The sequence below is a fragment of the Pseudodesulfovibrio sp. genome, assembly GCF_028692895.1.
Classification (GTDB): domain Bacteria; phylum Desulfobacterota; class Desulfovibrionia; order Desulfovibrionales; family Desulfovibrionaceae; genus Pseudodesulfovibrio.
The window spans coordinates 1-11,273 of record NZ_JAQUWN010000091.1 but is presented as its reverse complement, the minus strand read 5'-3'; the positions used below and the strand labels follow the sequence as shown (position 1 = coordinate 11,273).

Sequence of the window (11,273 nt, the reverse complement as noted above, 5' to 3'; positions counted from 1 at the left end):
GATCCGGGCGATCAGGGGTCGCCAGTCGCTTCTGGGGCTGAAGAGAAAACGGTATTGCGCCCGGTCGAAGTCGTGCCTGTCCAGCCGGAAGCGGGACGGGTCGATGGAGGGCGTGTGGCGCAGCATCCACTCGGTCTCGGAGCGGTTGACCAGGGCCGCCGCCACCCGGTTGCGCTCCAGGAGGCCGAGCATGGCGTAGGGTGTGGCCACGTCCACGCGGGTGATCCTGCCCGGGCCGAAATGGGGTTCGAACACGGGATAGAGGAATCCCCGGATGGCGGCCACGGAGAGCCCGTAGAGGGCCTCGGGGGACGTGTACTCCAGCGGCCGCGCAGCGGAATAGAGCAGCACGTCCTTGTTGAGCAGGAACGGCTCGCTCCAGAGGTACTTGTCCGGGTCCTCGACCCATTCCCTGGCCTTGACGTGGACGTCCACCAGCCCGCTGTCCAGCATCTCCCAGCCGCGCCGTTCGGGCAGGAACCTGACCTTCACGGTGTACCCCAGGGGCTCGACGATGGCCCGGAGCAGTTCGCCGAACACCCCTCCCTCGGCTCCTTCCGCGCCCTTCGGGACATAGGGCGGCCAGTCCGTATCCGGGAGGAACAGGGTGAGCTCCCGTGTCTCAGCCGCCAGGCCGGGGAGGGCTGCGGCAGCCAGGAGCATGAGAGCCGCCAGCAGGGCCACGGAGGACGTCTTTCCGTTCATGACGGGGGAGTTAACCCAAAATAATATCATGCGAAAGTGTTACTTGGCCGCATTTCTCGAAACATGGAAAAATCCCGGATCGGTCCGATCGTTCGGGGGCTTTTCCCGTGGGGTTTAACGGTTGAACCCCGGAACCCCGTGTTGTACCATCCTCCGACTGGTCCGCAACAACCGCCGGAGGCCGCTTCTTGTCCGCCATCTTCACCGTTTCCGAGCTGACGCGCTCCGTCAAGAACCTGCTGGAGGCGGAGTTCCCCTTCGTCTGGGTGCGCGGGCAGGCCACCAACGTGGCCCGGCCAGCCAGCGGGCACGTCTACTTCACCCTCTCCGACGGCGACGCCGCCCTGTCCGTGGTCTGGTTCAAGTCAGCCCAGTCCTCGGCCGCGCCCGTGGAGCGGGGCGGGGAGCGCATCAACCCGCTGACCGGCGAGGTGGAGGAGGACGAAGGCGGCGCGACGCTGACCGGCGCGACCCTGGAGGACGGCCAGGAGGTGCTCTGCGCCGGGCGGCTCAACGTCTACGAACCGCGCGGCCAGTACCAGTTGGTGGCCGAGCTGGTCCAGGACCAGGGCATGGGCGACCTGGCCATGGCCTTCGAGGCCCTCAAGCGCAAGCTGGCGGCCAAGGGGTATTTCGACACCGGGCGCAAGCTCGACCTGCCGCGCGACCCGGCGCGGGTGGCGCTCGTCACCTCGCCCACGGGCGCGGCCGTCCGCGACTTCCTGCGCATCGCCCAGACGCGCGGCGCCGGCGCGGAAATCCGCATCTATCCGACCCTGGTGCAGGGCGAGCAGGCCCCGGCGCGCATCGCGGCCGCCCTGGACCTGGCGGACGACGACGGCTGGGCCGAGGTGGCCGTGCTCATCCGGGGCGGCGGCTCCCTGGAGGACCTCTGGGCCTTCAACACCGAGCCCGTGGCCGACGCCATCTTCCGGGCGCGGCTGCCCGTGGTCAGCGGGGTGGGGCACGAGCCGGACGTGACCATCGCCGACCTGGTGGCCGACCGGCGCGCGGCCACGCCGAGCCACGCGGCCCAGGAGCTCTGGCCACGGCGCGAAACCATGGCCCAGCGCGTGGACGTGCTGGACATGGCCCTGAACCGGGCCTACACCGGGTGGCTGTCCGGCAAGGCCGCGGCCTTCGAGCACCTGCGCAAGGGGCTGACCTGGCTCTCGCCCGCGCGTCGGCTGGAGCGCACCGAGGACGACTTCGGGTGGCTCCTGACCCGGCTGGACGACGCCGGGCGCGACATCTTTTACAACAGCCTGCTGGATCTGCGCTCCTGCGCGGACCGGCTGGACCGGGCCTTCGGCCCCCGGCGGCTGGACGCGGCCGGGCGCGAGGCCTCCGGGCTGACCCTGCGCCTCGGGCGCGCCTTCGGCCCCCGGACGGTGGACGAGGCGGGCCGCGAGACGGCCGGGCTGCTCCGCCGCCTGAACGGGGGCGCGAACCGGCTGGCGGAAACGGCCGGACGCGGCCTGGAGCTGGCCGGAACGGCCCTGCGCGGGCTGGACCCCGAGGCCCCGCTCGCGCGCGGCTACTCCCTGGTGCGCATCGCCCGCACCGGCGGGTTCCTGCGCGACCCGGCCGAGGTGGCCGAGGGCGACGCCCTGGACATCCGGGTGCGGGACGGCCGCGTGGCCGCCGTGGTCACCGGGGGATCGAACGAGAACGAGGAGAAGGAATGAAACGATTTTTGCTGCTCACGGTCCTGGTCGCCGCGATGACTCTGCCTCTGACGCCCCTGCACGGCACGGCCCAGGAGTTCGGGCTGGAGGACGGCGACGGGGCGTCCCTCGGCCTGCCGGGCGAGGCCGCCGCCGCCCAGGAGAAGCCCGCGCCCTCGGCCGGGTCCGCCCTGGTCCTGGCCGCACCTGCGCGCATCGGCGTGGGCCAGCCCTTCCTGGTGCGCCTGACCTCGGACCAGCCCCTGGACAGCGTGGCCATCCACTGGCAGGGCAAGGTCGTGGTTCCGTCCATATCGGTCTGGAACAACCGCCACATTGCCCTGGCCATGCTCGGCTCCGACGTCCTGAGCGCCAAGCCGGGCAAGGAGGACCTCTCGGTCATCGCCTCCATCGACGGCAAGGAGAACACCCTGCGCCGCACCGTGCGGCTCACCTCCGTGGACTATCCCAAGCAGGAACTGACCCTGCCGCCCAAGATGGTCACTCCGCCCGCCGACGTAAGCGCGCGCATCCAGGCCGAGCGCAAGGCCGTGCACGCGGCCCTGGAGACGGTCTCGGCCACGCGGCTGTGGCGGCTGCCGCTGGAGCGGCCCGTGGACGGGCGGATCACCAGCCTCTACGGCCTGCGGCGCATCCTGAACGGCACGCCCAAGAACCCGCACCGGGGGCTGGACTTCAGCTCGCCCATGGGCAACCCGGTCAAGTGCGCGGCCGACGGCGTGGTCATCCTCACGGGCGACCACTACTACGCGGGCAACTCGGTCTACGTCGACCACGGCAACGGCGTGGTCTCCATGTATTTCCACCTGTCCAAGTTATTGGTGAAGGAGGGCGACCATGTGGCGCGCGGCCAGGCCGTCGGCCTGTCCGGCAAGTCCGGCCGGGCCACCGGGCCCCACCTCCACTTCTCCGTGGCCGTGCTCGGCCGGATGGTGGACCCGCAGCCGCTCATCGACAGCGACACCGACACCCTGCTGCACCTGCAATAGCCCGGAGTACCCTTGAAGTTCGTTCGCCCCGCATTCGCCTGCCTCCTGCTCCTTCTCGCCGCTTCCCCGACCCTGGCCGGGGAGTGGTTCGACCTGTCCGCGCCCGCCCGCGTGGGCGTGGGCAAGCCCTTTGTGGTGCGCATCGCCTCGCGCTATCCGGCCGACGACGTGGCCGTGGAATGGCGCGGCCGGACCGTGCGTGTTCCGCTGGCGCGGCGGGGCGAATCCTACGAGGCCGCCTTCCTGCTGGGCACGGACCTGCGCTGCGATCTGGGCAGCTATCCGCTGGTGTTGAACGTGCATCTCTGGGCGACGTCCTATCGCTTCGAGCGGACCGTGGAGGTGGTCGAGTCGGCCTGGGACCACGAGACCCTGAACGTGCCGCCCAAGATGGTCCGGCCGCCCAAGTCGGCCATGGCCCGCATCAAGCGGGAGCGCAAGCTGGTCCGGGCCGCCCTGGCCACGGCCACGCCGGAGCGGGCCTGGAGCCTGCCCTTCGTCCGGCCGGTCAAGGGCAAGATGCTCAGCCGGTTCGGGCTCTACCGCGTCTTCAACGGCGACGTGGCGTCGCGCCACACCGGGCTGGACTTCCGGGCCTGGGCGGGCACGCCCATCCACGCCATGGCCGCCGGAACCGTTGTCCTTACCGGTTCGTTCTACTATGCTGGCAACGCGGTCTGGATCGACCACGGCCAGGGGCTGGTCTCCATGTCCTGCCACCTCTCCAAGCGGCTGGTGAAGGCGGGCGACCGGGTGGCGGCCGGGCAACCCATCGGCCTTTCCGGAGCCACGGGCCGGGTCACGGGCGCGCACCTGCACCTGGGCGTGTTCCTCCTGGGCGAGGCAGTGGACCCGGCGCTCTTCTTTGACGGGACGATTGCGAATGAATTTAATGAAAGCCATATAATATCAGTGGAAAGCAACTAGACTGAAACAATCAAAACCGAATGGTGGACCCCATGGCGAATGCGAGCTTTGAAGAACGGCTGGAGCGGCTCAAGTCCATTGTCGAGCGGCTGGAGCGCGGCGACCTGCCCCTGGAGGAAGGGGTGGAGCTCTACAAGGAAGGGCTGGCCCAGGCCCAAGCCTGCTCCAGGCAGTTGGAGACGGCCCGGCACGAGGTCAAGATCGTTTCCGACGGGCTGGTCAAGGAGTTCGAGGCCCTGGAGTCCCTGGGCGCGGAGGATGGCGATGAACGTTAAGGAGCGGCTGGGAGCGCGCGGCCGGGACGTGGAAGCGTACCTGGCCGGGTGCCTGCGCGGCAAGGGCGCGCCCGAGCGGTTGCTCGCGGCCATGGAATATTCCCTGCTGGCCGGGGGCAAGCGTCTGCGGCCCGTGCTGGTGCTGACCTGGGCGGAGCTCCTGGGCTGCGACGCGGCGGCGGTCATGCCCTTTGCCGCCAGCATGGAGCTGATCCACACCTATTCCCTGATACACGACGACCTGCCCGCCATGGACGACGACGACCTGCGGCGGGGCCGTCCCTCCAACCACAAGCAGTTCGACGAGGCCACGGCCATCCTGGCGGGCGACGGCCTGCTCACCGAGGCCTTCGGGCTCATGGCCGACGCCTCCCTGGCCGGGGGGCTGCCCGCGGACCGGGTCCTCCGGGCCGTGCGCGTCCTGGCCGCTGCGGCCGGGGCCGGGGGCATGGTCGGCGGCCAGGCCGTGGACATGGAGTTCACCGGCCGGACCGGCGTGACCCTGGACGAGCTCCGGGCCATGCACGCCATGAAGACCGGGGCGCTGATCACCGCCGCCTGCGAGTGCGGGGCCATCCTCTCCGGCGCGGGCGAGGCGGATGTGGACAACGCCCGCGAATACGGCCGCAGCGTGGGCGTGGCCTTCCAGATCGTGGACGACATCCTCGACGTGGTGGGGGACACCGCCACCCTGGGCAAGCCCGTGGGCAGCGACGAGGCCCAGGGCAAGTCCACCTATCCCGCCCTGGTCGGCCTGGACCGCTCCAAGGAGCTGGCCGCGGGCCACGTCAGGGACGCCACGGATCGCCTGGAGCCCTACTCCGGCAACGAAAAGGAATTCCTTTCGGCCCTGGCCCGATACATAGTGGACAGGGTGTGTTGATTGTCTTAGTGTTCTTGCCCAATGACCAAGTCGATCAACACCATCCTTCCCCGCATCCACCGACCCGGCGACGTCAAGGGGCTCACTCCCGAGGAGCTGGAGGCCCTGGCCGGTGAACTGCGCCGGACCATCGTCCGCCATGTGGCCGCGCACGGCGGGCATCTCGCCCCCTCCCTGGGCGTCATCGAGCTGACCCTGGCCCTGTTCCGGGCCTTCGACCTGGAGCGCGACAAGCTGGTCTGGGACGTGGGGCACCAGGCCTATGCCCACAAGCTGCTGACCGGCCGGGCGGACCTGTTCCACACCCTGCGCCAGAAGGGCGGGCTGAGCGGGTTTCCGCGCCTGGGAGAGTCGCCCTACGACCACTTCGGCGTGGGCCATTCGTCCACCTCCATCTCCGCCGCCCTGGGCATGGCCATGGCCCGCGACCTCAAGGGCGAGGACCACGAGGTGGTGGCCGTCATCGGCGACGGCTCGCTGACCGCCGGGCTCGCCTTCGAGGGGCTGAACCAGGCGGGCGACCTGGGCCGCAAGATGGTGGTGGTCCTCAACGACAACGAGATGTCCATCTCGCGCAACGTGGGCGCGCTCTCCCAGTTCCTGAGCCGCAAGATGACCACCCCCTTCCTCCAGCGCCTCAAGAGCGACGTGGAAGGGCTGCTCTCCACCATCCCCAAGATCGGCGGCGACCTGGCGGGCTACGCCAAGCGCTACGGCGACTCGGTCAAGTCCTTCTTCACCCCCGGCATCCTGTTCGAGGCCTTCCACTTCACCTACGTCGGCCCCATCGACGGCCACGACGTGGCCCGGATGACCAAGGTCTTCGAGGAGGTGCGCACGCTCGACAAGCCCGTGCTGGTCCACGTCATGACCACCAAGGGCAAGGGGTACGAGCCCGCCGAATCCGACCCCACGCACTTCCACGGCGTGGGCGAGTTCGTGCCCGAGACCGGCCTGGCGCGCAAGTTCTCGGGCTCCGGCCTGCCCTCCTACACGGCCATCTTCGGCGAGACCCTGTGCAAGCTCGCGGACAAGGACGAGACCATCGTGGCCATCACCGCCGCCATGCCCGAGGGCACGGGCACGGAGTGTTTCCGCCAGACCCACCCGGAGCGGTTCGTGGACGTGGGCATCTGCGAGCAGCACGCCGTGACCTTCGCGGCCGGGCTGGCCGTGGAGGGATACAAGCCCGCCGTGGCCATCTATTCCACCTTCCTGCAGCGCGCCTACGACCAGATCGTGCACGACGTCTGCCTGCAGAATCTCAACGTGAATTTCTTCCTGGACCGCTGCGGCCTGGTGGGCGAGGACGGGGCCACCCATCACGGGGCCTTCGACCTGAGCTACCTGCGCCACATCCCGAACATCGTGGTCATGGCGCCCAAGGACGAGGCCGAGCTGGCCCGGATGATGGTCACGGCCTTCGAGCACGAGGGCCCGTGCGCCGTGCGCTATCCGCGCGGCACCGGGGTCGGGGCCAAGGTCAGCCGGAATCCGCGCGCCATAGAGATCGGCAGGGGAGAGCTGGTGCGCAAGGGCGGGGACGCCCTGGTCGTCACCCTGGGCTCGCGGGTCTACCCGTCCATCGAGGCGGCCATGGAGCTCCAGGAGTCCGGCGGCCCGGACGCGGCCGTGTTCAACGCCCGGTTCGTCAAGCCCCTGCCCGAGAAGCAGCTCCGGCAACTGGTCGCCAAGTACGACCGCATCCTGGTGGTGGAGGAGAACGCCCTGGCGGGCGGGTTCGGCTCCGCCGTGCTGGAGTTCCTCAACGGGGCGGGATTGCTGGAGGGCCGCAAGGTCCAGTGCCTGGGCATCCCGGACGCCTTCATCGAGCACGGGGCGCAAAAGGAGCTGCGGGCCATGCTCGGGCTCGACAAGAACGGCATCAAGCGCTCCCTGCGCAAGCTCTGCAAGTAACGAATCCCGGTGAAAAGCGAGGCCGCGCAACGGGCAACCGTTGCGCGGCCTTTCTTCATTGATTCCGGGCCATCTTCCTGCGCCGCATCCGGTAGGCGTCGATCACGAAGATGAGCGACGCCGCCTGTTGCAGCATCAGGATCTGGTAGCCCTGGTTGAACATCAGGGCCGAGCAGGCGACGTTGCCCAGGATGTACCAGAAATACCCCTGGGGCCGGTCCTTGGCGAGCAGGTAGGTGCCCACCAGAAAACCGGCCGCGATGGCCAGCTCGAACCACTGGTTGAGCGTGTTGATGCCGCCGAAGTCGTAGAAGCTGGCGGCCAGCCCGAACACCACGGCGTACTTGGCCAGGAGGTCCAGCCAGCGTGGCTCGGACCCGTGGCCGCGCAGGGTGACGATCAGCCCCACGGTCATGGCGGGCGCCCCGCCCGATTCAACGGCGGTGGCGATCCAGTTGCGCTCCACGGCGAAGACCGCGACCCACGCGGGCAGTCCGGCCAGGAAGACGGTCCACGACCATATCCGCCAGAAGCGGTTGGTCCGGGCGTCAAGGCTGCGTTCGGCGAGCGAGAAGCAGATCTTGTTCAGCAGGTAGGCCGCGCCTCCCCATATCTGCAAAAAGGTGAGCATTGCATTCCCTCCGGGGGAAGATGGTGGATGCGGCGAAACGCGTCGGCCGGGCCTGTCTGTCGTCCGGCCGCTTGCACCGTAGCGTTGCCGGGGCTGCGTCGATGGGGGCGTCCGGAAGGGCGCGGCTCGCGGCGGGCCGGGGATCGCCTAGGCGATGCGCGGCGGGGGAGGGGTATGCATCTGGCGGAATCTAGACACGGTTTCCGCTACCGGATTTGCGGTCGCCGCGCAACATCAGGTACGCGCCCAGGGCGAGCATGGGCAGGCACAGGACCTGGCCCATGGACATCCAGTGCAGGGCCACGAACCCGAGCTGGGCGTCCGGCTCGCGGGTGAACTCGATCAGGAAGCGGAACGCGCCGTAGGCGATGAGGAACAGGCCGCTCACGCCGCCCGTGGGCCGGGGCTTGCGCGAGTATGCCCAGAGGATGAGGAAGAGGGCGACGCCCTCCAGCCCGGCCTCGTAGAGCTGGGAGGGGTGGCGCGGCAGGCCGTCGGAACCAGGGAAGATCATGGCCCAGTCCGACTGGGTGCGGCGGCCCCAGAGCTCGGCATTGATGAAGTTGCCGATCCGGCCGAAGAACAGGCCCGGCGGCACCAGCGGGGCCACGAAGTCCGTGATCTGGAACAGGGTCAGGCCGTGGCGGCGGGCGAAGAGCCAGCTCATCAGGATGACGCCGATGAGCCCGCCGTGGAAGGACATGCCTCCCTGCCAGACCGCGAAGGCGTCCAGGGGATTTTGCAGGTAATATGCAAGGTTGTAGAACAGGACGTAGCCGATCCGGCCGCCCAGGACCACGCCGATCACGGCCCAGGTGATGTAGTCGTCGAACTGCGTCCGGGTGATCGGGGACCAGGGCTTGCCGGCGCGCAGACGGCCGAGCAGCCAGCCCGAGACCACGCCGAAGACGTACATCATCCCGTACCAGCGGAAGTGCAGCGGCCCGACGGAAAACATGACGGGGTCGAAGTGGGGGTAGTACAGCATCGGCGGGTTCCGGGCCTGTCGGGCACCTTTGTTTTCTGAAAAAATTAGGGTAAGCTGGCGCTTCGGGCACAAGGTGTGCCATTTTGCCCCCCACGTCAACCCCGGGACCCGGCCATGGACCGACCGCAGGAATTCGACATTCTGGAGATGCCCTTCGAGGGGCTCTGCGCCTACTGGCTGTCGGTGAAGAAGATCATGGACACCCGCAAGGGGCGGCTCATCATCGACGAGGAGATCGCCCACACCGAGGAGCCGTTCATCCTCTACCTGCTGGAGACGGCCTTCTCCTCCCTGGGGCGGGACATGGTCCGCCGCCTGGTCCGCGTCAAGCGCGACATCCAGTTGGAGGACTACGAGCGCAAGATCGACCTGATGCGGCTCGCGGTCTACGCCATCGCCTCGGGCGAGAACCCGCGCGTCACCCTGGTGCGCATGGACTCCAAGTTCGCCTCACCGCTCATGAGCGAGCGCCGCGCCTTCGACATGGCCACGGCCATGTTTGACGCCATCCGGCCCAAGGGGGTGGATCTGGACGCCCTGCTCTCGGTGGACCACAAGCTCAAGGAGGACCGCCTCCTGGTCAAGCTGCTGTTCTACGTCATGTACGCCCGGCGAGAGTCCAAGCAGTCGCTGGAGCGGTTCATGCCCCACCTGGGGTCGCATTTCTTCGCCGAGGGAATCTCGCTGGCCATCGACAACTTCGAGGCGGATTTCCTGGCCCATCACATGGAGGACATTCGCGACCGGACCATCGTCGAGACCGGCCGGAAAATGGACATGGCCCTGGAAATGGCCCTGGCCATCCGCGAGAAACTCCCCTATGACGACGTGTTCCGCATCGGGCGGGCCTACATGTCGTAACCTGAAGCGAGGCATTCATGCGCAAGATGCTCTTTCTGATCGCGGTCGTGCTCACCGCCGCGGCCCTGTACTCCGCCGACTCCCACGCGTGGATTTCCGCGCGGACGGGCGAGCGCAACTTCGAGCGGGCCTGGTCCGCCTTCATGTCCAAACAGCCGGACACGGCCATGGGATATTTCGCCAAGTCCGCCGACGCCTACGGCCTGGCCCTGGACGAGAACCCGCCCAGCCGGACTACCTCCTTCCCCTCCAGCCTGACCATGGCGGGCATCTCCGCGTACTACGCGGGCCGCAACGACCAGGTCCTGGAGGCCATGGGCAAGGCCTTGGACAAGGACGACTCCATCTGGGAGGGCTACATCTACACAGCCCTGGCCTACGCCCGGATGAACGACAAGGCGCACGCCGAGGAGTTCCTGGAGAAGTACATCAAGTCCAACCCGTCGCAGTCCATCCTCTCCTCCGAGGTGCAGCGGCAGCGCTCCGTCCTGGACGACGGGGCCGCCGTGGCCGGTATCGTCAGGCCGCTGGAGGGCGCGCTCTTCGACCAGTTCCACAACAACGTCCTCTTTGTGGGGCGCAAGGCCGACGACCCGGCCGGGATGTGCGGCGGCCCCTTTTGGTGGCGCAACAACCGACAGCCGTGCGACAGGAGCTTCGATTTCCGGAGCTGACGAACGCGGGCGCGGCCCCTTTTTTCGGGACCGCGCCGTTTCATTTGCATGAGGGACTTGACGAACCGGGCAAAAATAGACAACCATCCGGCACCCGAGCGGGCATGACGCCCCAAACACTTGCACAGAATTCATGACCACGGTCACCGACATACCAGAACAATACCTGCGCGCCTTTCCCAAGGAGGAAATCAACGCCATGCCCCTGCGTCGTTACGAGGGGCCCGTGTCGGTGATCCGCTCTGAAAAGCAGCGCGCCTGCGCCCTGCGCGAGATGGAGAGGGAGGCCGTGCTCGGTTTCGACACCGAGACCCGCCCCGTGTTCCGCAAGGGCAAGAAACCCGGCCCGCCCTCCCTGGTCCAACTGGCCACCAGCGCCCGGGTCTACGTCTTCCAGATCGGCGTCCTGCCCATATGCAACGGGCTGTGCGACCTGCTGGCCGACGACCGCGTCATCAAGACCGGCGTGGCCGTGCGCGACGACGTCCTGGGCCTCCAGCGCCTGGCCGAGTTCACCCCGGCCGGCTTCGTGGACCTCTCGGACATCTCGGCCGGGGCCAACATGCAGACCCACGGCCTGCGCAACCTGGCCGCCAACCTTCTCGGCTTCCGCATCTCCAAGTCCGCCCAGTGCTCCAACTGGGCCAAGGACCGCCTCTCGCCCCAGCAGGTCGCCTACGCGGCCACCGACGCCTGGATCAGCCGCGAGCTCTACCTCGCCTTCGTCCGCATCGG

12 protein-coding genes are annotated in these 11,273 nt (G+C 68.3%); 9 read left to right on the top strand and 3 right to left on the bottom strand.

Annotated features, from left to right (window positions below; all coding sequences use genetic code 11):
• A partial coding sequence (locus PHP91_RS15770) for a transporter substrate-binding domain-containing protein (RefSeq protein WP_300142904.1) occupies positions 1 to 705 on the bottom strand: 705 nt, incomplete at its 3' end.
• Positions 706 to 893: 188 nt separating this feature from the next.
• Here PHP91_RS15770 and xseA point away from each other — a divergent pair.
• Genes xseA through dxs form a run of 6 tightly spaced genes read left to right on the top strand, consistent with a single transcriptional unit; the run spans position 894 to position 7,384 of the window.
• Complete coding sequence (xseA, locus tag PHP91_RS15765; protein WP_300142901.1) at positions 894 to 2,393, top strand: exodeoxyribonuclease VII large subunit; 1,500 nt, start codon at positions 894 to 896, stop codon at positions 2,391 to 2,393.
• On the top strand, positions 2,390 to 3,382 hold the full coding sequence (locus PHP91_RS15760) for a M23 family metallopeptidase (protein WP_300142898.1): 993 nt from the start codon (positions 2,390 to 2,392) through the stop codon (positions 3,380 to 3,382). The genes xseA and PHP91_RS15760 overlap by 4 nt, the downstream gene beginning before the upstream one ends.
• Positions 3,383 to 3,394: 12 nt before the next feature.
• Complete coding sequence (locus PHP91_RS15755) at positions 3,395 to 4,309, top strand: M23 family metallopeptidase (protein ID WP_300142895.1); 915 nt, start codon at positions 3,395 to 3,397, stop codon at positions 4,307 to 4,309.
• Positions 4,310 to 4,341: 32 nt separating this feature from the next.
• A complete protein-coding gene (gene xseB / locus PHP91_RS15750) occupies positions 4,342 to 4,584 on the top strand; it encodes an exodeoxyribonuclease VII small subunit (protein ID WP_300142891.1) in 243 nt (80 codons plus the stop codon).
• Positions 4,574 to 5,467 (top strand): polyprenyl synthetase family protein, encoded by an 894-nt coding sequence (locus PHP91_RS15745; protein ID WP_300142888.1) that lies wholly within the window; start codon positions 4,574 to 4,576, stop codon positions 5,465 to 5,467. Before xseB ends, PHP91_RS15745 begins: the two co-directional genes overlap by 11 nt.
• A gap of 21 nt (positions 5,468 to 5,488) precedes the next feature.
• Positions 5,489 to 7,384: a 1-deoxy-D-xylulose-5-phosphate synthase gene (gene dxs / locus PHP91_RS15740; protein ID WP_300142885.1), complete on the top strand. Its 1,896-nt coding sequence runs from the start codon at positions 5,489 to 5,491 to the stop codon at positions 7,382 to 7,384.
• 55 nt (positions 7,385 to 7,439) lie between these two features.
• On the opposite strand, the gene PHP91_RS15735 is transcribed toward dxs, so the two are convergent.
• Together PHP91_RS15735 and lgt are read right to left on the bottom strand one after the other, a co-directional pair.
• Complete coding sequence (locus PHP91_RS15735; RefSeq protein WP_300142882.1) at positions 7,440 to 8,015, bottom strand: hypothetical protein; 576 nt, start codon at positions 8,013 to 8,015, stop codon at positions 7,440 to 7,442.
• A gap of 190 nt (positions 8,016 to 8,205) precedes the next feature.
• Positions 8,206 to 9,003, bottom strand: a complete 798-nt coding sequence (gene lgt / locus PHP91_RS15730; protein ID WP_300142879.1) for a prolipoprotein diacylglyceryl transferase — start codon at positions 9,001 to 9,003, stop codon at positions 8,206 to 8,208.
• 114 nt (positions 9,004 to 9,117) lie between these two features.
• Here lgt and PHP91_RS15725 point away from each other — a divergent pair, with 114 nt between their 5' ends.
• From PHP91_RS15725 to PHP91_RS15715, 3 genes are all read left to right on the top strand, one after another.
• Positions 9,118 to 9,864, top strand: a complete 747-nt coding sequence (locus tag PHP91_RS15725) for a hypothetical protein (protein ID WP_300142876.1) — start codon at positions 9,118 to 9,120, stop codon at positions 9,862 to 9,864.
• A 17-nt stretch (positions 9,865 to 9,881) separates the two neighbouring features.
• On the top strand, positions 9,882 to 10,538 hold the full coding sequence (locus PHP91_RS15720; RefSeq protein ID WP_300142873.1) for a hypothetical protein: 657 nt from the start codon (positions 9,882 to 9,884) through the stop codon (positions 10,536 to 10,538).
• A 133-nt stretch (positions 10,539 to 10,671) separates the two neighbouring features.
• Positions 10,672 to 11,273: 3'-5' exonuclease (locus tag PHP91_RS15715; RefSeq protein ID WP_300142870.1), on the top strand; the 602-nt coding region annotated here is incomplete at its 3' end.

Excerpts from the sequence above, each read along its gene's own strand:
- PHP91_RS15760 (WP_300142898.1), top strand. The coding sequence starts at position 2,390 with ATGAAACGATTTTTGCTGCTCACGGTCCTGGTCGCCGCGATGACTCTG.
- xseB (WP_300142891.1), top strand. The coding sequence starts at position 4,342 with ATGGCGAATGCGAGCTTTGAAGAACGGCTGGAGCGGCTCAAGTCCATT.
- PHP91_RS15745 (WP_300142888.1), top strand. The coding sequence starts at position 4,574 with ATGAACGTTAAGGAGCGGCTGGGAGCGCGCGGCCGGGACGTGGAAGCG.
- dxs (WP_300142885.1), top strand. The coding sequence starts at position 5,489 with ATGACCAAGTCGATCAACACCATCCTTCCCCGCATCCACCGACCCGGC.
- PHP91_RS15735 (WP_300142882.1), bottom strand. The coding sequence starts at position 8,015 with ATGCTCACCTTTTTGCAGATATGGGGAGGCGCGGCCTACCTGCTGAAC.
- lgt (WP_300142879.1), bottom strand. The coding sequence starts at position 9,003 with ATGCTGTACTACCCCCACTTCGACCCCGTCATGTTTTCCGTCGGGCCG.
- PHP91_RS15725 (WP_300142876.1), top strand. The coding sequence starts at position 9,118 with ATGGACCGACCGCAGGAATTCGACATTCTGGAGATGCCCTTCGAGGGG.
- PHP91_RS15720 (WP_300142873.1), top strand. The coding sequence starts at position 9,882 with ATGCGCAAGATGCTCTTTCTGATCGCGGTCGTGCTCACCGCCGCGGCC.